General features: G+C 42.0%; 10 protein-coding genes. All 10 read left to right on the top strand.

The genetic code is table 11. From position 1 onward, the window contains the following. Positions 1-1,872: FtsX-like permease family protein (locus JWQ85_RS13135; protein ID WP_299468657.1), on the top strand; the 1,872-nt coding region annotated here is incomplete at its 5' end. A gap of 73 nt (positions 1,873-1,945) precedes the next feature. After that, positions 1,946-4,303: an ABC transporter permease gene (locus JWQ85_RS13130; RefSeq protein ID WP_299468655.1), complete on the top strand. Its 2,358-nt coding sequence runs from the start codon at positions 1,946-1,948 to the stop codon at positions 4,301-4,303. A 54-nt stretch (positions 4,304-4,357) separates the two neighbouring features. Further along, positions 4,358-6,748 (top strand): ABC transporter permease, encoded by a 2,391-nt coding sequence (locus JWQ85_RS13125; RefSeq protein ID WP_299468653.1) that lies wholly within the window; start codon positions 4,358-4,360, stop codon positions 6,746-6,748. Positions 6,749-6,767: 19 nt separating this feature from the next. Next, positions 6,768-9,122 carry an ABC transporter permease gene (locus tag JWQ85_RS13120; protein WP_299468651.1) on the top strand — a complete coding sequence of 785 codons (2,355 nt, stop codon included), beginning with the start codon at positions 6,768-6,770 and terminating at the stop codon, positions 9,120-9,122. Positions 9,123-9,182: 60 nt separating this feature from the next. Beyond that, positions 9,183-11,588, top strand: a complete 2,406-nt coding sequence (locus tag JWQ85_RS13115) for an ABC transporter permease (protein WP_299468649.1) — start codon at positions 9,183-9,185, stop codon at positions 11,586-11,588. Positions 11,589-11,635: 47 nt separating this feature from the next. Next, positions 11,636-14,002, top strand: coding sequence for an ABC transporter permease (locus tag JWQ85_RS13110; protein ID WP_299468647.1), 2,367 nt, complete (start codon positions 11,636-11,638; stop codon positions 14,000-14,002). Positions 14,003-14,212: 210 nt separating this feature from the next. Next, on the top strand, positions 14,213-16,615 hold the full coding sequence (locus tag JWQ85_RS13105; RefSeq protein ID WP_299468646.1) for an ABC transporter permease: 2,403 nt from the start codon (positions 14,213-14,215) through the stop codon (positions 16,613-16,615). Positions 16,616-16,716: 101 nt separating this feature from the next. Next, positions 16,717-17,745 (top strand): DUF4097 family beta strand repeat-containing protein, encoded by a 1,029-nt coding sequence (locus JWQ85_RS13100; protein ID WP_299468644.1) that lies wholly within the window; start codon positions 16,717-16,719, stop codon positions 17,743-17,745. 28 nt (positions 17,746-17,773) lie between these two features. Then, positions 17,774-20,143 (top strand): ABC transporter permease, encoded by a 2,370-nt coding sequence (locus tag JWQ85_RS13095; protein ID WP_299468642.1) that lies wholly within the window; start codon positions 17,774-17,776, stop codon positions 20,141-20,143. Positions 20,144-20,355: 212 nt separating this feature from the next. Beyond that, entirely contained in the window at positions 20,356-22,767 is a 2,412-nt protein-coding gene (locus tag JWQ85_RS13090; protein WP_299468640.1) for an ABC transporter permease, read from the top strand. Positions 22,768-22,819 lie beyond the last annotated feature (52 nt).

The following is a 22,819-nucleotide window of genomic DNA, read 5'->3' as shown; positions in this document are numbered from 1 at the left end:
TCGCACTTTAACTTTGATTTTTTTGTGTCCTTAGAATCCTTTCCGGATAGCCGTTCAAACGAATGGTTAAGAAGTGATTATAATACCTACGTATTATTAAAAGATGCTAAAGACCATAAAAAACTGGAAGCCAGTTTCCCTGCGTTTTTACAAAAGTTTAGTGGCTCGCAAATGCAGTCAGAGTTGGGCATGAGCGTTGCCCAATTTGAAAAGAGCGGCAGCCATTTTCGGATGAACCTTACCGCGTTGACAGATATCCACCTAAAATCAAATCGCTCAGGTGAGCTTGGCCCAAACAGCACTACGCAATACGTTTATATATTTTCGGCCATTGCCCTGTTTATATTGCTGATAGCTTGCGTAAATTTTATGAACCTGAGCACAGCCCGTTCGTCAAGCCGTGCGCGCGAGGTAGGGGTGCGCAAGGTATTAGGTTCATCACGTAAATATCTAATACTCCAGTTCCTGGCCGAGTCTATACTGGTAACCTTTGTGGCAACAGTTATAGCAATGATTGCTGCCGCAGCTGTGTTGCCGTTTTTCAATCAGCTATCTGGTAAAGGGATAATACTCACAGTTGAGTCGCTTAAGTGGTTGGTTCCATCGTTGTTACTTATCGTATTGGTGATAGGTTCGCTTGCAGGTTCGTACCCGGCGTTCTTTCTTTCGGCATTTCAACCCATCGATGTTTTAAAGGGTAAACTTTCGGCAGGTTTTAAAGGTGGTGGCTTACGCAGCTTTTTAGTAGTGTTCCAGTTTTTTGTATCTATACTGCTTATTATTGGCACATTGGTTATTTACAACCAGCTAAACTTTATCCAAACCAAAAACTTGGGCTATAACCGTAACCAGGTGCTTGTAGTACAAAACTCCTCTGAACTGAAAGATGAGGCTAAAGTATTTAAACAGGAATTAGCGGAACTACCGGGTGTTAAAAGCGCCACCATGACAGGCTTTTTACCTACTAACGGCTGGAGAAACACCCGTATTTATTTTAAAGATGCCACCTTTGATCAAAAGAAATCACTGTTTCCGCAAAGCTGGGAGGTTGATGCTGACTACATACCTACCATGGATATGAAAATGGCTGCAGGGCGTAATTTCTCTAAAGAGATGATGACGGATTCATCGGCAGTTATTTTAAATGAAGCGGCCGCTAAGTTCCTGGGGTTTGCAGATCCTATAAATAAAACCATCTATCAATCGTTAGGTGGCGACCGTAAAGGAGGTGTCCAAAATGTTAAAGAATGCCATATAATTGGTGTGGTTAAAGATTTTCACTTCAATTCGCTCCGCGAAAAAATAGAACCTGTTGTAATAACCCTGGGCCAAAACTCAGGCGCATTGGGTATCCGGGTAAGCACTTCCAACATTACCGCGCTAATGGCCCAGATAAAAAATAAATGGAACGAGCTATCGCCAAATGTGCAGATCAACTATTCATTTATGGATCAGGATTTTGATGCATCGTACCGTTCCGAGCAACGTATCGGGACAATCTTTGTGATATTCACATCACTGGCTATCATAATTGCCTGCCTGGGCTTATTTGGCCTGGCTGCTTACGCTGCCGAACAACGTACCAAAGAAATAGGCATCCGCAAGGTTTTAGGTGCCGATGTATCTGTTATTGTTGGCATGCTGTCAAAAGATTTTATAAAGCTGGTATGCATCGCTATCATACTTGCTTCACCAATTGCATGGTTTGTAATGACCAAATGGCTGCAGGATTTTGCCTACCGTATAACCATACAATGGTGGGTAATTGCCGTGGCGGGTGCAGGGGCATTGGTAATAGCATTTGTTACCATCAGTTTTCAGTCTGTTAAGGCAGCGCTGGCAAACCCGGTAGATAGCTTAAAGAATGAGTAAAAAATAGATTCAAGATATAAGAATCAAGAAACAAGATAATTAACGGAGTTAGTAACCAATAAAACGGTGATAGATGTTTAAGAATTATTTAAAAATAACCTGGCGTAACTTATTGAAAAACAAGAGTTTCACCAGTATAAATATTGCCGGCCTTGCTGTAGGTATGGCCAGTGCTGCGCTTATATTGTTGTGGGTGCAAAACGAGGTGAGCTATGATCAGTTCCATCAAAATAAAGATAGGTTGTACCAAATGTATAACAGGTCGGTTTTTGATGGTAAGCTTTGGTGCTGGGGCACTACGCCAAAACCAATGATGAAGGCTTTAAAACAGGATTATCCGCAGGTAGACCAAGCCGCACGTATAAACTCTACCAGCTTTCTGTTTACCCTTGGTGATAAGCACCTAAATATGCCCGGATATTTTACCGATCCTGATTTCCTAACCATGTTCAGCTTTCCACTGATACAGGGTAATCCTAAGGTTGCACTTAACAGCATGAATAATATTGTTATCACCGAAAAAACAGCTAAGAAATTGTTTGGTAACGAGGATGCTATGGGTAAAACCGTTAAGATAGATAGCGTAGATTTCTTTACTGTGACCGGTGTAATGAAAGATCTGCCAAATAACACAGAGTTTGATTTTGAATACCTGATGCCTTGGTCATACTGGGAAAAATTAAACAAAAGTGAAGATAAAAACAGGGGCAATAACTCCGTACAAACCTTTGTGGTGTTAAAACCAGGTATCACCGAAGCATATATAAATAGCCGTGTAAAAGATATTACCCGCAGCCATTCAGATATTAAAGATATTGATGTGTTTATGCATCCCGCAACTAAATGGAGGCTATATTCAAAATTCGAGAATGGCAAAATAGTAGGCGGCCGAATAGATATCATAAAGCTATTCAGCGTTATAGCAGCCTTTATATTGTTAATTGCCTGTATAAACTTCATGAACCTGAGTACCGCCCGCAGCGAGAAACGCGCTAAAGAAGTAGGGATCCGTAAAGTTGTAGGCGCGTCAAAAAGCAGCCTGATAGCACAGTTCCTGGGCGAATCTATAATGATCGCGTTAATTGCCGGTGTTGTGGCATTGATAATTATCGAGCTATCGTTGCCCGCGTTTAACACCCTTACTCAAAAACACCTATTTGTACCATTCAGCAGCCCTTCATTTTGGTTAATCGTATTATCCTTTATCCTGTTTACAGGTGTGGTATCTGGCAGCTATCCTGCGTTGTACCTGTCATCGTTTATGCCGGTTAAAGTTTTAAAAGGCACATTTAAAGCAGCCAACGCGGCTTTTTCACCACGCAAGATCCTGGTTGTTACTCAATTCACATTTGCTATTGTACTCATAATATCTACCATTATTGTGAGGCAGCAGCTGGAGTTTGCCCAAAACCGGGACATCGGTTATAAAAAGAATAACCTGGTTTATACCATGATGCAGGGTAATATAGAAAAGAATTATTCGCTTATCCGCAACGAATTAATAACAAGCGGGGCCGCCACAGCGGTAACCAAAACCAGCGCGCCCATGACCGAGGGATGGAGCGATACATGGGATTTCACCTGGGATGGTAAGAATGAAAAGGAAAAATTAGACTTCAATATATTTAATGTTGATGGCGACTTTACAAAAACCATGGGCCTTAAAATTGTAGACGGGCGGGATATTGATGTTAAAACCTACCCTTCAGATTCGCTTGCGGTATTACTTAACGAGGCTGCTGTAAAGATAATGGGCTTTAAACAGCCTGTAGGGCAAATTTTAAGGAATAACGATAAAAAAATGAAGGTAGTAGGTGTTGTAAAAGATTTTATTCTGCAATCGCCATACGAGCCGGTTAGACCAATGATCATACAAGGGCCAAAATCGTGGTTCAATGTTATCCATTTTAAACTTAACGAAAAAAACACTACGGCAGAAAACCTTAAACTGGCCGAAGCGGTATTCAAAAAATTCAATTCAGAATACCCGTTTGAATACCACTTTGTAGATGATGAGTATAGCAAGAAATTTGCAGATGAACAGCGTATTGGTGTATTGGCTTCCTTATTTGCTGGCTTAACCATATTTATATCCTGCCTGGGTTTGTTTGGCCTGGCAACTTATATGGCTCAAAACCGGATAAAGGAAATAGGTGTACGCAAAGTTTTAGGCGCATCTGTAATGGGCGTTACCACCATGCTGTCGAAAGATTTCCTGAAGCTGGTGGGCATAGCTTTCTTATTCGCCACGCCAATCGCTATCTATTTTATGCACGATTGGTTACAGCATTACTCATATCGTGTGGATATCAGTGTTTGGGTGTTTGCCATAGCCGCGTTTTTAACAACGCTTATATCAATCATAACGGTGAGTTTCCAGGCTATTAAAGCAGCACTGGCAAACCCGGTTAAGAGTTTGCGTTCTGAGTAGGGTTGTGGTTAGCCAATTAGAGTTTAATATTTAGGAATTAGAATTTTTAATATCATGATCAGAAACTATTTAAAAACCGCCTGGCGTAACATTATAAGCAATAAGTTTTATGCTACCATTAACGTAGCCGGGTTAACAGTAGGCCTTGTGGTAGGTTTGTTTATGCTGCTTTGGGTGCAGGATGAGTTAAGCTTTGACAGATCCAACTCTAAAGCCAATAAAATTTATAAGGTAGGCATCGTTGGTGGTACAGGCATCAGTAAGCAGATCTTCAATAACATAATAGGGCCGGTTGCCACATTCGCCAAAAACGAGATCCCCGAGGTTAAAGATGCCGTACGCATTATAGCACTTGGCGATGCTCCATTTAAATACAAAGACAAGATTTTTTACGAGTCAAATTTTGCCTTTGTGGATCCATCATACTTTACTGTGTTTGATTTTAAATTAATAAAAGGCGACAAAAGTAACCCGTTTCCCGATAACAATTCCGTGGTTATTACCGAGAGTACCGCCAAAAGATATTTTGGCAACGAGGACCCAATAGGTAAGGTGGTTATTACCGGCCAGGATGAGCAGAACAAGGTTACCGGGATAATACCTGATTATCCGGTTAACTCAAGCTTTCAATACCATGTGTTAATGCCGATGTCCAGGTTTAATTATCTGGCCTACGTGAAAAGTAAAACCAGTTACGATAATAAAACTGTTGTTTCATCAATAGATGCCGACTGGTCGGCCTTTAGGTTTCAAACCTACTTGTTGCTAAATAATGATAAAATAGATGCAGCCGCACTCGAGAAAAAACTACAGGCCATTCACGAGCGCAACAAGCCCGAAGATGCGCCGGTACCATACCTCACTCAGCCACTGCTTAAAATGCACCTTTACAAGGCAGATGGCACAGATGGAGGATTTTCAACGGTACGTACCTTTGCTATTGTTGCTTTAATGATATTAGTTATTGCCTGTATCAACTACGTAAACCTTTCAACCGCACGCTCTATGCTGCGCGCAAAGGAGGTAAGTATGCGTAAAATTATCGGCGCGGGCAAATTCCAGCTTTTCATGCAGTTTATGGTAGAGACCACCTTGCTGTTTGTAATAGCGGCTGTGTTTGCATTTATACTAATGTATGTGCTGTTACCATCTTTCAACCAGTTCTCGGGTAAGCAGATCGCGTTCGATCTTCAAAACTATAACATCTGGGTTTGCATTATACTAACCTTGTTGGGTACGCTTGCGGCTTCAAGCATTTATCCGGCATTACTGTTATCATCTTTTGAACCATTAAAAGCGCTGAAAGGCAAAATATCTGTCAGTATAGGTAACGTAGCCTTCAGGCGAATATTGGTAGTAGTGCAGTTCGCGGTGTCAATCATTCTTATCATCGGCACATTGGTTATAGGCAACCAGCTTAAATATATCCGCAATAAAAATCTGGGGTACGATAAGGAAAACGTTTTCTCCTTCAATATGCGTAACGAAATGCAGAAGCATTATGATGTAGTAAAAACCGATTTGCTGAAAAACCCGGCAGTGTTATCAGTAACCCGGGCCGGAGCTGATATTATACAAAGCGGTAGCTCTACAGGTGATAATGATTGGGATGGCAAACCTACAAATTCAAACATGTGGTTTACCCAGATTTATTCTGATAAGGACTTTATCCCGTTCTTTAAAGTGAAGATACTGGAGGGCGCTAATTTTACAGGTGCTGTAGCCGATTCGGCACACTTCCTGATCAACGAAACCGCTGTAAAGGAGATGGGGCTTACAAACCCGGTTGGTAAACGCCTGCGTATTCAAACCCGAAACGGCACTATCATAGGAGTGGTTAAAGATTTCCATTTTACCACAATTCATAAAAAAATTGAGCCCGCGGTTTTTCAATATCAGCCTGACTATTCGTGGAGGGTGTATGTGAAAACAACCGGCCGCGACGCGCAAAAAGCCATAGGCGCGGCACTGGCCTCATGGAAGCAGTATAATAACGATGTACCGTTTAACTACGCCTTTTTAGATGAAACCTATACCAAGCTTTATACAACCGAACAGAAGCAGGGCTCGCTGTTTAACCTGTTTGCCACCATCGCTATTGTAATATCGTGCCTGGGTTTATTCGGGCTGGCAACGTACTCGGCTCAGGTAAAAACAAGGGAGATAGGCATCCGCAAGGTACTTGGCGCAAGTGTTGCCAAAATTATAAGTCTACTGGCTACCGAGTTTATGGTGCTTATTATTATAGCAATTGTAATAGCCATGCCCATCGCCTGGTTTGCCATGAACAGTTGGTTGCAAGATTTTGCTTATAAAATAAATATAGGCTGGGTAGTGTTTTTGTTTGCCGGTGGTGGTGCCACATTAATTGCATTGGCAACTATCAGCATACAATCAATAAAGGCCGCGCTGGCTAATCCCGTTAAAAGTTTACGTTCCGAATAAATGACTAATCACCAATATCATGATAAAGAACTATATAAAAATTGCATGGCGTAACCTTGTCAGGAACAAGGGTTTCGCTATAACCAACATTTTGGGGCTTACTATTGGTATGATCTGCACCATCTTTATCTTTTTATGGGTGAAAGATGAGATAGCATTTGATAAGTTTCACAAAGACCACGACAATATTTACCAGGTAATGGCTACGCGCGATTTTAAGCCCACCATTTTCACCGACCCTAATATGGTGCTTCCGTTGGCTAAAACCCTGGAAGGTGGTAATCCGCAAATTGTAAGAACGGTAGTTACCTCGCACCAGGAATCGCACCTGGTTGAGTATAACAATACCAAACTTAAAAAAGACCTTTACCAGGCGAGTGAACAGTTCTTTAACATGTTTACCTGGAAAACAATTAAGGGTGACCCAACCGAGGCACTTAAAGACCCGAAGTCGATAATTATAACAGAATCTGCAGCCAAATCATTTTTCGGGAATGATGATCCTATGAATAAATCTGTAAGGCTTGATAACCAGCTAAGCTACAAAATAGCGGCTGTTGTAGCCGATCCTCCGGGTAACTCTACCTTCAAATTTGATTTTATTCAACCGTTTGATTACACATCTGATTATGTGAAGAACCGCATGAAGGAATGGAATAATTCATCGCATAATGTATTTGTTGAAACTACGCCGGGCGCAAATATGCCTGCTGTAGATAAGTATATCGACAAGATAAAACACGACAATGCACCCAAGGATAAGATAAGCACTTATTATACCTTCCCCATGAATAAATGGCATTTATACAGCGAGTGGAAGGATGGTAAAAACGTAGGGGGGATGATTGAGTACGTACGCATGTTCACCGTTATCGCCATCATCATATTACTCATTGCCTGTGTAAACTTCATGAACTTGAGTACCGCACGCTCAGAGAAACGTGCCAAAGAAGTGGGGATCCGCAAAACTTTAGGCTCTGATAAAAGGCAGCTTATTACCCAGTTCTTTTTCGAATCTATTATACTGGCACTGATCGCGTTTGTGCTTTCGGTGGGTTTTGTTTACCTGCTGATGCCATTCTTTAATTCGCTGGTTGGTAAAAACCTTCATTTGAGCATTTTTGAGCCGTTCTTTATGATCGGCGCGCTCATCATAATTCTGTTCACCGGTGTGGTTGCGGGCAGTTATCCGGCTTTATATCTTTCATCGTTTAATCCGGTTAAGGTACTTAAGGGCACATTCGCGGCGGGTAGAAGCGCTGTATTACCAAGGCGTATATTGGTTGTTGGGCAGTTTGTAATGTCGATACTGCTGATATCGGCTACCGTTATTGTTTACCAGCAAATACAGCATATTAAAAATCGAAGCATTGGGTATAATCCCGATAACCTGGTGATGGTGCCATCGTCAAGCGATATAGATAAAAACTACACGGTCATTAAGCAAGACCTGCTGAATACCGGGTTAGTAAGCGCGGTAACCCGTACATCATCGCCCATCACACAAATTTGGTGGAAATCGGGCTCGCCTGATTACGCCGGTAAGACCGCAAATGGCGATATTATTTTTTCGGGACTGAATGCCGATGCTGACTTTACAAAAACCATGGGCATTAAAATATTACAGGGCCGAGATTTTAACAAGACACCGGGCGATACATCTGTAATGCTACTTAACAAAGCCGCTGTTGAGGCCATGAAATTGAAAAACCCTGTTGGTATGGAAATGCGCTACGGCAGGAAGTTTACCGTTGCCGGCGTAATAGATAACGTTGTTATGGCGTCGCCATATGACCCAGTGGAACCACTAATGATCTATTATGACCCCAATAACTCCAGCATGGTCAATATAAGGTTCAAGGATGGCACTAACCCCAAAGCCGGCATCAAGGCAATGGAGCCTATTTTTAAACAATACAATCCGCAAAACCTGTTCGAGTACCAGTTTGTAGACCAGGAGTTTGGTAAAAAGTTTGTAACTGAAGAGCTGATAAGCCGCATTACCAACATATTTGCAGGCCTGGCCATATTCATTTGCTGTATAGGTTTAGCCGGGTTGGCATCATTCACTATAGAGAAACGCTTCCGCGAAATTGGTGTGCGTAAGGTAATGGGAGCATCGGTACAACAACTGTTAATGCTAATATCAACCGAGTTTTTAAAGCTGGTGTTGGTAGCCTTTGTTATTGCGGTGCCATTAACCTGGTACTTGATGAGTAACTGGCTGCAAAAGTACACCTACCATATCAATATCAGTATTTGGCTGTTTGCCTGTGTAGGGGCGTTGATATTGCTTTTAACCATGATAGTAGTAAGCCTTAATACCATGAAAGCCGCGACGGCCAACCCGGTTAAAAGTTTACGGTCAGAATAAATTTAGTATCAGGTATCAAGATAGACAACTAAATAAAATCATAATATAATATCGATTTGCATGTTAAAAAATCACTTCAAAACCGCGTGGAGAAACTTTTGGAAACACAGAACAACCGGCTTTATTAATATTGCCGGTTTATCTGTTGGTATGGCTGCCGCCGTGCTCATTTTTATATGGGTACATAACGAATTGAGTTTTGACAGGCAGGAACCCGATGCCGAAAATATTTACCGGATAAAAACTTATCTCACCATTGATAAAACCAGCACCTGGCTTTGGGAAAGCTCGCCATATAATTTGGGCGAAGAAGCTAAAAAACAATTGCCCGAGGTTGATAACGTTACCCGTTTAAAAGTGATGTCGTATACGCCGTTATACTTTAACATTAACGGTCAGTTTTTCCCCGAAACTAAGGCGGCTTATGTAGATAAGGAGTGGTTTAATGTATTTAAATATGATTTTTTAAGCGGTAACTCCATATCATTCAATCAGCACCCATACAGCATCATATTATCAGAAACTAAGGCAAAAAAGTATTTTGCCAACCAGGATGCCGTGGGTAAAACAATACGGATAGATTCTACTGATTACCAGGTGCAGGCTGTTGTGAAAGATGCTCCCGCAAATTCGAGTTTTAGGTTTGACGTGCTTTTACCTGTCGCGGCCAGGCAGATGGTACCTAAAGAAAAAGAAAACGAATTGCAGTGGGGGAATTTTTATTACCAAACTTTCTTAAAGCTGCATCCGGGTACCGATCCTAAAAAAATATCGGCCAAATTAAAATCGATAATGGATATCAACCACAAGCGGGAGCAAGAAACCAGGATAGGTTTGATGCCGCTGGCTGGTATACACTTTGAGAACGATCTGCTAAGTTCAGATATCATACATGGCGATAAAAAGGTGGTTTACATATTTGTGGTATTGGGTATACTACTTTTACTTATTGCCTGTATCAATTATATTAATTTAACTACGGCAAGGGCCAGTTTACGTGCCAAAGAAGTAAGCATTAAAAAAATAGTTGGTGCCGGCCGTGATCAGTTGTTTACGCAGTTTGTTGCCGAATCGGCATTAATAAGCTTTATGGCTTTGGTATTAACTGTTATTATTGTTAGTGCCTGTTTGCCCGCCTTTAACAGCTTTAGCGAACGCAATTTTGTTATATCGGCAAGTTCGGGCTATTTATGGCTGATACTGCTGGGTACCTTGCTTGCCACTATTGTTTTAAACAGCATCTATCCGGCCTTGCTATTGTCATCCTTTAAACCATTAAACACCTTTAGGGGGGCAAGCGTATTGCGTTTAAAAGATAGCTCGCTGCGTAAAGGGCTGGTTGTTGTGCAGTTCACTTTCTCAATATTCCTGATAATTGGGGTGATCACTATTTACAGGCAACTGGCGTTTATACGCACACAAAACCCGGGTTATAACCGCGAGCAGATTATGTCGTTCAATATTTCATACAAGTTGCTTCGTAAATACGACGATGCAAAACGTGCAGCAGTAACGGCAACTATAAAGCAAACCTTGTTAGAGCAATCGCCGGTACAGGCGGTATCATTAATAGGGTTGGAGTCTATCCAAAATAATAGCAGCTATTCATCGGGCAGTGCCGATTGGGACGGCCGCCCAAAAGATTTTGACCCCGCAATTTCCTATTTTAGTGTAGACCGTGATTATACCAAGTTAGTGACCTTGAAAATGACAAGCGGCAGGTGGTTTTTACCGGGCAAAGCTGATCAGCATAATTTTATACTCAACGAAACAGCCGCGAAGCAATTTAATCTTCATAAACCCTACATTGGTCAGCGCTTTGTAGCGCAGGGCGATACCGGGCAGGTGATAGGTATGGTTAAAGATTTCAACTACCGTAGCTTCCATGATAAGATAGGCCCTGTTGTATTCAGAAATAACGACGATTATAGCACAAATTACCTGGTAAAGGTTGCAGCTAACAAACAAGCTGATGCCATAAAAAAAATAGAAGATGTTTGGAAGGCAAACTTCCCCGGCGAACCGTTCTCTTATACTTTCCTTGATCAGGAGTTTGATAAGTTATACCGTAACGATGCAAAATCATCTGGTTTAATGTCGGTATTTGCAGTAGTGGCGGTTATTATTTCGTGCCTTGGTTTGTTTGGTTTGGCAGCATTTACCGCCGAGCAACGTGGTAAGGAGATTGGTATCCGTAAAGTGCTGGGCGCAACGGTATCCGGTATTGTGTCTTTGATATCTATAGATTTTATTGTGCTGGTAATTGTAGCATTGGTGATAGCATCGCCGCTGGCATGGTGGCTTATGAATATGTGGCTGCAAAACTTTGCCTACCGTATTGATCTGCAATGGTGGGTGTTCCTGCTGGCAGGTATTATAGCGGTGATTATAGCTTTTGCAACCATCAGTTTCCAGGCTATAAAAGCAGCTGTGGCAAATCCGGTTAAGAGTTTGCGAAGCGAATAGAGATTATGGTTAGGGTTTAGGATCTGGGTTTTAAAATTTCAAACATCATGATAAGGAACTATTTCAAAATTGCATGGCGCAACCTGGTAAAGGATAAACAGTTTACTTTATTGAATGTGGTTGGCCTTTCGGCGGGCATTGCCTGTACCTTACTCATTTATTTATGGGTACACGATGAGGTAAGCTATGATAAGTTTTTTGAGAATGATAGCCAGGTTTACCAGGTTATGGAACACCGCAAAGGTGGAGAAAACCAAGGGCTTACAGATGAATCATCGGGTCTGGTAAGTGAAGTTTTGAAAGTGCAAAACCCCGAAGTGCTTTATGCCGCGGCCGTTGCACCTGCAGACTGGTATCAGAAATTCACCCTTTCATCCGGAGATAAAAATATTAAAGCATGGGGGCAGTATGCCGGTAAAGATTACTTTAATATATTTTCCTTTAAAATGCTTGATGGTGAACGGGGGAAAGTGCTTAATGATAAAAACTCTATTGTAATATCTGACGAGCTTGCAAAAAAACTTTTTGGCACAAGCGAGAACGCCATAGGTAAAGCCATTAAGTTTCAGCATGATAAAGATTTTTTTGTTTCGGGTGTATTTGAAAAGCTGCCCGTTCATTCATCGCAGCAGTTTGATTTTGTGTTATCGTTTGATTACCTGGCGGATGTTCAGGGATGGGTTAAAACCTGGAACAATGGTGGCCCGCATAATTTTATCCTGCTAAAAAAAGGCACCGATGTTAATGCTTTTAACCAACGCATTGCCGGCACTGTTACCAAAAATAGCGGCGATACTACACGCAGCGCCTTTGCTATGAAGTTTTCTGATAACTACCTGCAAAATACCTTTAACCACGGTGCAAGGGTGGGCGGCCGTTACGAGTATGTAAAGTTGTTTTCGCTGATAGCCATTTTTATATTGGTTATTGCCTGTATCAATTTCATGAACCTGAGTACCGCCAAAGCATCGGGCAGGATGAAAGAGGTGGGTATTAAAAAAGTTGTAGGTGCCGAACGCAGTCAGCTCATTATCCAGTTCCTTTCCGAATCGTTACTGATGGCGATATTTACAATGATTGTGGCTATTGTGGTTGCCTGGTTGTTATTGCCACAGTTTAATCTGCTTACGGGCAAGGATATAAAAATGCAGTTTGATTTGCCGCTGGTGACCGTGTTGATAGGCATTACTGTATTTACAGGTCTTTTATCAGGAAGCTACCCGGCGTTATATCTATCCAAGTTTAAACCCTTAGCTATTTTAAAAGGGAAGCTTAAATCATCATTTGCCGAACTTGTTGCCCGTAAAGGTTTGGTGGTGTTTCAGTTTACGTTATCAGCAATGCTGATAGTAGCAGTATTGGTTGTATACAGGCAAATACAATTTATACAATCAACCAAGCTGGGTTATAACAAAGATAACGTGATCAGGATTGATTCGGAAGGTAAATTACAGGGTAATGAAGACGATTTTACTACGGCTTTAAAAACTATCCCCGGTGTGGTAAATGCCAGTTTTACACAACACAACCTTATTGGCCGTAATTTTGGTTCGGCCGATTTGAGCTGGGAAGGCAAAAATCCTCGCCAGAATGTTTATTTTGAGGGTATGTGGGCCGGCTATAACTTTATAAAAACCATGGATATGAAAATGGCCGCGGGCAGGTACTTTACAAAGGGCTTTGGCGACGATAATAATAAAATCATAATCAACGAAACGGCAGCAAAGGCCACTAACCTTAAAAACCCTATTGGTAAAACCATCAAATGGGGCGATACGCCATTCCAGGTAATTGGTGTGGTTAAAGATTTTCATTTCGAATCGTTACACGATGTGGTAAAACCAACTTTTATACTGTTGGGGCAGGGCATAAATCCATGGTTTAAGATCATGATAAGGATAAAAGGAAGTCAGCAGAAAGAGACCATCGCGCAGATCCAAAAAATGTACGAATCGTATAATCCGGGCTTCCCGTTCACTTATAATTACCTGGACGAGGCTTACCAGAAACAGTACGAAACCGAAACCAGGGTATCTGTATTAGCGGGATATTTTTCGGCACTGGCTATCATCATATCCTGCCTTGGTCTGTTCGGGCTGGTTGCCTTCACCGCGCAAAAACGGCAAAAAGAAATTGGTATCCGTAAGGTAATTGGGGCATCGGTAAATAACATAACCATTATGCTTACTAAAGATTTTTTGAAGCTGGTAGTTATAGCCGTTGTAGTAGCCTTCCCGCTATCGTGGTGGGCCATGCACCAGTGGTTGCAGGGCTTTGCGTATCGTATTGATATTGGTGCAGGCGTATTCTTTATCGCCATAGTATCTATTGTAGTAATAACTTTGTTAACGGTTAGTTTCCAGGCTATTAAAGCAGCCATAGCTAACCCGGTTAAGAGTTTGCGGAGCGAGTAAGCCTCACCCCAAACCCCTCTCCGGTAGAGAGAGGCTTAAAAGTTCTCCCTACCGGGGAGGATTTAGGAGGGGCAAACTGTATCATAACCGAACATATACTGTTACACTTACGAACGTATTACTAAATATATAATTGAGTTAATATATTGATAATTAGTCTATTATATATTTGGCATTTTATTTAAGTTTATCTGGTCAAACAACATCGCCATGATCAGGAATTATTTCAAAATTGCGTGGAGAAACCTGCAGAAGCACAAAGCATTCTCGTTCATTAATATATTTGGCCTTGCTATGGGTATAGCGGCATTTTGGCTAATCGCGTTATATGTTACCGACGAATGGAGTTACGACAGGTACAATACCAAAGCCGACCGTATTTTCCGCGTTGCCCAGCATGGCCAGTGGAACGGTGGTAAGTTTGACCTGGCAGTTACCTCGCCGCTATACGCGCCAACTTTAAAAGCCGAGTTTCCGCAGGTGGTTGATGCCTGCCGCATAGACCCCGAAGGTGGTAGCAAGATCACTTATGGTGATAAAATCATAAACGAAGGCAGTATATTGTTTACCGATAATAGCATCTTCAATATATTTAGTTACCAATTTTTGTATGGCGATGCTAAAGACGCTTTATCAAAACCGCAGACCATCGTACTTACAAAAACACTTGCCGAAAATATTTTTGGCGATGCTGCTGAAGCTCTCAATAAAACTGTTATACTTGGCGACCAGCCGGCAACCGTTACCGGTGTTATAGCCGATGTACCCGTAAACTCTCACTTTAGCTTTAAAGCATTGCGTGCCATACCTGCCGATTATACTAAAGGCTATGGCGGCAACTGGGGCAATTCAAACCTATACACCTACCTGTTACTTAAAGATCATGATGATCACAAACAAATAGAGGCAGCCGGAGACGCTTTCTTTAACAAACATGTTAAGAATGACCTGGGGCCAATGAAGTTTACAATGGAACTGCAGCCGCTTACAGATATTCACCTGCGTTCAAACCTGAGCTATGAACTGGGCTCTAATGGTAATATCACTTATGTATATGTGTTCAGCATTACCGCTTTGCTGATACTGGTTATCGCTATTATCAACTATGTTAACTTAACTACAGCGAGGTCATCCATCCGCATCAAAGAAATTGGCGTACGCAAGGTGATAGGATCTGATAGGGCACAGCTAATGGTTATGTTTTTCTCTGAGTGCATTCTGCTTACTTTTATTTCTACCTTATTAGCGGCAGCCATTATCCAGTTTGTGTTGCCCTACTTCAATCAGCTATCAGGTAAAAGTTTGATACTGTTGCAATTTGGCGCTATAAAAACAGCGGTAATATTCATCGGATTCTCTTTATTGGCAGGTATATTAAGTGGCATTTATCCGGCATTATTCCTTTCGGGCTTTAAAACTATACCGGCCATGAAGGGACAGTTGGGTAACCAATTATCAACCATACTTTTCAGGAAATCATTAGTAGTATTTCAGTTTGTTATTACCATTGTAATGATAGCCGGTTCCTGCATTATCTACCAGCAATTAAATTACTTCCAAAAAAGGGACCTTGGCTTTAATAAAGCGCAAACACTTACCTTCCATATTAATAACCGCGAGGTGCGTGGCAGGGTAGACGCATTAAAACAACAGTTACTGCAAAACCCGGCCATTGAAAGCGTTGGCGTAGCAGGTAACCCTATTGGCAACAACAATATAGGCGGCGGCGATTTTAACCTTGGCCCCGATGGTAAGGCAACTTCCGAATCAAAGATTGTCCAAAACCTGCAGATCGATGAAGATTTTATCCCAACCCTGCAGATAAAAATGGCTGGTGGGCGTAACTTTTCAAAAGCCGTTACAAGTGATGTTAAAGATGCTATCATCGTAAACGAAACCCTGGTTAAAGAACTGGGCTGGAAAGATGCTGTTGGCAGGCGTGTGCGCACTGGCGTTGATGAGAAGGGCAAAGTTATAGAGCAAACCATTGTGGGCGTAGTAAAAGACTTTAACACCTATTCGTTGCAGCACAAAATAGCGCCGATGACCATGGAGCTACCGGCCGAAGCAAAAGATAAAGACAATTTATATGTGCGCATTAGCAGGGGTAATGTACAGGCATCGTTAAATTATATATCAAAAGTTTACAGCACTTTTGATATCGAGAACAAAGCCGAATTTCACTTCCTTGACCAGAATTTTGCGGCACAATATCAAACCGAACAAAAGCAGGGTACAATCCTGTTAATATTTACAATTCTTGCCATCAGCATTGCTTGCTTAGGCCTGTTTGGCCTGGTAACCTTTACCGCAGAACAGCGTGTGAAAGAGATCGGTATCCGCAAGGTATTAGGCGCAAGCGTGGGCAGCATTGTAAACCTGCTATCAACAGATCTGATGCGTTTAGTAGTAATAGCCATACTTATTGCCAGCCCAATAGCCTGGTTTGCTATGGATAAATGGCTGCAGGACTTTGCCTACAAAATTACCATTAACTGGTGGATATTTTTATTGGCCGGTGGCGGTGCGGCGCTTATAGCCTTTGCTACAGTAAGTATACAATCTATAAAAGCGGCATTAACAAACCCTGTAAAAAGCTTACGAAGTGAGTGAGATGATAGTTCATGGTTCATAGCAGTTCCACCATGAACTAAAAATACAAACTGATGCAACCAATTACTTAAAAAAGTGGTCTTCTAATAAACTTAAACATTATGAAAAAGTATTTCCTTTTATTATTGGTGGCGTCGCCGGTTTACTTTGCTTCGGCACAGGACAGCAAAACACCATATTACACCCGCGCGTTAGCAAACGACGGTATTAAAGCCGTGTTTGTGAATACCAGTGGTGGTAGCATTTCGGTAAGTGGCGCGGGTACACAGCAACCCCATATTGATGTTTACGTGGTAGGCAACAATAACCAAAGCCTTACCAAAGAAGAGATCAAGAAACGCCTGGAGGAAGATTATATCCTTAACATTGATATTCAGAATGGCGAATTGCATGCAACCGCGAAAAGCCGCAGAAACAACATGAACTGGAGAAGATCATTAAGTATTGGCTTTAAAGTTTATGTGAACAAGCAAACCGCTACAAACCTTAATACCAGCGGAGGCAGCCTTCACCTGGATAACTTAACCGGTAACCAAAATTTTGAAACCAGCGGCGGCAGTATCAGTGTAGACAGGTTAACCGGTGTTATTAAAGGTGAAACATCTGGTGGCAGCATCAATGTTTCAAACTCAAAACCGGATATTGACCTGGAAACCAGCGGTGGCAGTGTAACTGCAAATAATTGCGAAGGCCGTATAAAACTGGAAACCAGCGGCGGGTCATTAAACCTTACCAACCTGAAAGGAACTATCAACGCGCAAACCAGTGGTGGTAGTGTTAGGGGCACCAGTATAGATGGTGAATTGGTAACCGGTACTTCTGGCGGTAGTGTTAATTTATCGGCTATGTCTGGCAGTGTAGATGCTTCAACCAGCGCTGGTAGCATGCATGTACAAATGTTGCGTGTGGGTAAATATGTAAAAATTGATGCCAATTCGGGTCACGTAGATCTGGAATTACCAGCCAGCCAGGGTGTAGATGTTGACCTTAGAGGTAACAACGTCAATTTTAACATCAGTGGTAAATTTGAAGGCCACAAAGAAAAAGAACGGGTAACCGGCAAGCTTAACGGTGGCGGTTCACTGGTTGAAGTACGTGGCGATGGTACCGTTAATGTATCGTTCAAATAAAATTAATACAGCATAAAATAAGAGGTATATGTTAAAGAATTATTTCAAAATTGCGTGGCGTAATATTATCAAGCATAAAGGTTTCTCGTTAATTAACTCGGGCGGATTAGCATTAGGTATGGCCAGTTGCCTGCTTTTGCTGCTTTATGTAACTTATCATTTAAACTACGATAAGCAGTTTAAAAATATCGATAACATATATCTTGTTGAGAACAACCAGCCCGGCGATGGCAAGATCTACACCTTCGCGGCCACACCGCGGCTTGCAGCATCAACCATTAAAACCGAAATACCGGATGCCGTACGCGCGGTAAGGGTTATTACCTATACCGCAGAGGGTTTGCTAACCTACAAAAACAACAGCTTTAAAAAATCGGGCCTGTTTGCTGATGACGGTTTCTTTGATATATTCTCCTACAATTTTATAAAAGGCACGGCATCCAGCGCGTTAAAATCGCCAAATTCCATTATCATCACCCAAAAACTGGCTAAAACGCTTTTTGGTGATGAAGACCCGATGGACAAGGTCGTAAAACGTAATAACCAGTTGCCGTTAAAGGTTACCGGTGTTATTGAGGATGTACCTGCGAACGCTACATTCCAGTTTGAGTTTGTTTTACCATGGGTGATGTTTGAAGATTCGAACGCGTGGGCAAAAAATGCCGATTGGGGCAGCAACTTTGCGCGTACTGTTGTACAACTGAAAGACCCTTCGGCATTAACACGTGCCAATACCATCATGAAAAACATGGTAGAACGGCATAATGATGGCAACAAGAACCAGCTGTTTCTTTATCCGTTCAGCAAATTGCACCTGTATTCGGAGTTTGTTGATGGTAAACCTGTAGGAGGGATGATAGATCAGATTAAACTGTTTATCACCCTGGCTATCTGTATTTTGCTGGTTGCCTGTGTAAATTTCATGAACCTGAGCACCGCCCGGTCAGAGGAACGTGCCAAAGAGGTGGGGATCCGCAAGGCTATTGGTTCAAGCAGGGCATCTTTGGTTAGCCAGTTTATCACCGAGTCAATTATTCTTTCGTTGCTCTCCACGGTGGTCGCTATTGTTATAGTGATCGTTTCCTTACCTTATTTTAACAATTTGTTGGGGATACAATTAGCATTACCGTACAGCAGTTTGCTTACATGGATAGCTATAATAGGCATTGGCCTGTTCACAGGCGTGCTCGCGGGCAGTTACCCGGCATTTTACCTGTCGTCATTCGAGCCTATAAAAGTTTTAAAGGGCATGTTTAAAGGCGGTAGTTCGGCATTGCCTTTACGTAAAGTGTTGGTTGTGGTGCAATTTGGTTTTGCCGTGTTCCTGATAACCGCTACCATCTGTATTTATCGCCAGATAAAGTTTGTACAGGATAAATCGGCAGGGTTTGATAAGAACAACCTGGTGGAGATACCTATAGAAGGCGACCTGCAAAAAAATAGCGATGTGTTGATAAACCAGCTAAAAGGTTCGGGTACAATTACCAACGCTACCATATTTTCGCAAAGTATTACCGAAAATGGCAACAATACATGGGGTGTAAGCTGGCCCGGCAAACGCGATGACGAAACCATACTATTTGACGTGTTTAGCGCAGGTAATGATTTCACCAAAACGGCGGGTGTTAAGCTGATAGACGGACGCGAATTCTCACCTGCTTACCCGGCTGATACTTCGGGCAAATCAGTTATGATAAATGAATCGGCCGCTAAAATAATGAAATTTAAAAATCCAGTAGGCACGCTAATAAAATGGGGCGATACCGAGTTAACCATTATTGGTGTTTATAAAGATTTTGTTTGGGGATCCCCATACGAAAAAACCCGCCCTATGTTAACCAGTTACGGCGGCAATAACGGCGCGACCATTGACCTGCGCTTGAACCAAAACAAAAGCATTAGCGCTAATATAGATGCTATAAACAAAGCCCTTAAAACGTTTAACCCGGCTTACCCGCCAACCGTTAAATTCGTGGATAGTGATTTTGAGAAGAAATTCCAAAACGAAAAGTTGCTGGCTACGCTGTCTAATCTTTTCGGCGGCCTGGCTATTGTTATATCGTGCCTGGGCTTGTTTGGCTTAGCAGCATATGCCGCCGAGCAGCGTGTTAAGGAGATAGGTGTACGTAAAGTACTTGGTGCAACGGTATTTAACCTCACTGCTCTGCTTTCAAAAGACTTTTTAAAACTTGTAGGCATCGCTATAGTGTTAGCCATTCCGGTATCTGTTTGGTTGCTGAACAAGTGGCTGCAAAAATTTGAGTACCGTATTACACTAAGCTGGTGGATGCTGGCATTAGCGGGTTTAATTACCGTAATTATTGCCATTACAACGGTAAGTTACCAGGCCATAAAAGCGGCGCTGGCAAACCCGGTAAAAAGCTTACGATCAGAATAAGTTAAGAATCAAGAGACAGGAGTCAGGAAACAAGAATGCTTTTTAAGTCTTGTTTCCTGACTCTTATTTCTTACATCTTCCTCAAATACTGTATCATAACCGCACAATCCCTGTTACGTTAACGTACATACGAACGCTTTTCTTATATTATTAAATATCTGATAATTAATTAGTTAAATAATTGGTATTGATTTTAAGTATATCATACTATCATGATAAAAAACTATTTTACAATTGCCTGGAGAAGCCTGACTAAAAACAAGGTGTTCTCGTTCATTAATATGTCTGGCCTGGCCATTGGGCTTGCTTGTTGCATGCTCATTAGCGGCTTTTTGTACCAGGAATTAACTTATGATACCTATTCGGCAAATTCAAACCAGTTGTACCGGGTAAACCTGGGAGTTGCCGAAAATGGTGGCAGCAGCGTTTATCCTTCAGTTGATATCGCGGTAGGCGATGGCATGAAAAATGCATATCCCGAAATAGCAGCGTCCACCCGCCTGGGAGGTCTTTCGCCTCAGTTTGTTAAATATAATGATCGCCAGTTTAAAGAGCCCGCTATTGTTATGGCCGATGCTAACTTTTTAGAACTATTCTCTATCCCCTTAATTGAGGGCGATGCAAAAAGTTGCATGACCGAACCAAACAGCATTGTGATTACTAAAGATATGGCCAAAAAATATTTTGGCGATGCAGCTGCCATGGGTAAAATGCTTACCGTTGGCGATAAATCAATGAAAGTTACCGGCGTTATTAATAAAGTGCCCGATAATTCGCATTTCCATGCCGATGGCTTTGTAAGCATTATAACCTACATTACCGGCAGGCGGGCAACATGGAGCAATCTGGGTTATTACACCTACCTATTATTAAATAAAGACACCGATCCTAAAAAGCTGGAAGCCCATTTCCCAAATCTTGTAGCTAAATACGTAGTGCCCGAAATTCAACAGGATATGGGTGTGAGCCTGGCCGAGGCACAAAAATCAGTAAACACGTTTCTTTTTACCCTGCAGCCAATTAAAGATATCCACTTAAAATCGCATACCAAATACGAGCGCGAAGCAAACGGAGATCTGCAATACATATACATATTTGGGGCATTAGCGGCATTTATATTGATACTGGCCTGTATCAACTTTACTAACCTATCTACAGCGGCTTCGGCTAAGCGGTCAAAAGAGGTGGGTATCCGCAAAGTGCTGGGTTCATTAAAAAGCAACCTGGTATCGCAGTTTTTGGCAGAATCTATACTGCTTACGGGGTTTGCAATGGCGCTGGCCTTGGTATTGGTTTACTTGTTATTGCCCTACTTTAACGATGTTGCCGGCAAGCACCTTACCATGGCGTTTTATTTAAACTATAAAGCCATTGCTATTGAATTAATGGTAGCCTTGTTTGTAGGTACTGCCGCAGGTATTTATCCGGCGTTCTTTATCTCATCATTTAAAATACTTAGTGTACTAAAAGGTAATAGCAATACACAAAGTAACCGTAGTTTATTGCGTAGTGGGCTTATAGTTTTCCAGTTTGCTATATCAACCGGCTTTATTATAGCTACGATGGTGGTTTATCAGCAGTTAAGCTTTATGCAGAACCAAAAACTGGGTTATGATAAAGACCAGGTGGTAGTTGTAAATGATGCTTATACGCTTGGGAATAATATTGAGCCTTTTAAACAAAACTTATTGCAGGATAAACGCGTGTTAAACGCAACCATATCAAGCGATGTGCCTGTACGCGTTAATGATGGTACGCAAATATATTTGAAACCTACGGCTATGAACCAGCCGCATAACGAGATCCACGCCAATATTTACCATGTTGATGAAACCTATGTACCAACCATGGGCATGAAGATGGCATTAGGCCGTAATTTTTTACCGGCATCCCCAGGGGATTCATCTGCTGTTGTTGTAAACGAAGCTGCTGTACGCGATCTGGGTTTAAGTAAAACAGACCCAATCGGTAAAACTATTGTACGCTCGGGCCAACACGAATTTACTATAATTGGTGTGGTTAAAGATTTTCATTACTCATCGGCTAAAGAGGCAATTGCCCCGTTAATGATGTTGTATGGACACAGCAACGGATCAATAATTGTAAAGGTTAAAACGGCCGATATGCAACCGTTTTTAACCGACCTGAAAACAAAATGGGACGGCTTCCATGCCAGCGGCCCCTTCAGCTATACCTTCCTCGACGATCAGTTTGCAATGCTTTATACAGCCGAGCAGCGTACCGGTAAAATATTCACAGCCTTTAGCGTTCTGGCGGTTATTATAGCCAGCCTGGGCTTATTTGGCCTGGCCGCATTCACCATTCGCCAAAGGGTGAAAGAAATAGGCATCAGGAAAGTACTGGGTGCATCAGAGGTGAGCATTACAGGTATGCTGTCAAAAGAATTTTTAAAGCTGGTTACCATTGCCATTGTTATATCGTTCCCGCTTACCTGGTTTGCCATGCATAAGTGGCTGCAGGGCTTTGCTTATCGTATCGATATATCGTTGTGGGTATTTCTGTTAGCAGGTGCCCTTGCATTAATGGTCGCCTTTATAACAGTAAGCTTTCAATCGGTTAAAGCGGCGTTGGCCAACCCGGTAAAAAGTTTACGAAGCGAGTAACCTGTTTGGCTTACTTGTGGTCATATATCCTAAGCAGAAAGCCTGCCTGGGA

The sequence above is a fragment of the Mucilaginibacter sp. genome (assembly GCF_028288105.1).
GTDB lineage: Bacteria > Bacteroidota > Bacteroidia > Sphingobacteriales > Sphingobacteriaceae > Mucilaginibacter.
Note: the sequence above shows the minus strand (reverse complement) of the source record. Positions and strands in the feature narration are given on the sequence as shown.

Excerpts from the sequence above, each read along its gene's own strand:
- JWQ85_RS13130 (WP_299468655.1), top strand. The coding sequence starts at position 1,946 with ATGTTTAAGAATTATTTAAAAATAACCTGGCGTAACTTATTGAAAAAC.
- JWQ85_RS13125 (WP_299468653.1), top strand. The coding sequence starts at position 4,358 with ATGATCAGAAACTATTTAAAAACCGCCTGGCGTAACATTATAAGCAAT.
- JWQ85_RS13120 (WP_299468651.1), top strand. The coding sequence starts at position 6,768 with ATGATAAAGAACTATATAAAAATTGCATGGCGTAACCTTGTCAGGAAC.
- JWQ85_RS13115 (WP_299468649.1), top strand. The coding sequence starts at position 9,183 with ATGTTAAAAAATCACTTCAAAACCGCGTGGAGAAACTTTTGGAAACAC.
- JWQ85_RS13110 (WP_299468647.1), top strand. The coding sequence starts at position 11,636 with ATGATAAGGAACTATTTCAAAATTGCATGGCGCAACCTGGTAAAGGAT.
- JWQ85_RS13105 (WP_299468646.1), top strand. The coding sequence starts at position 14,213 with ATGATCAGGAATTATTTCAAAATTGCGTGGAGAAACCTGCAGAAGCAC.
- JWQ85_RS13100 (WP_299468644.1), top strand. The coding sequence starts at position 16,717 with ATGAAAAAGTATTTCCTTTTATTATTGGTGGCGTCGCCGGTTTACTTT.
- JWQ85_RS13095 (WP_299468642.1), top strand. The coding sequence starts at position 17,774 with ATGTTAAAGAATTATTTCAAAATTGCGTGGCGTAATATTATCAAGCAT.
- JWQ85_RS13090 (WP_299468640.1), top strand. The coding sequence starts at position 20,356 with ATGATAAAAAACTATTTTACAATTGCCTGGAGAAGCCTGACTAAAAAC.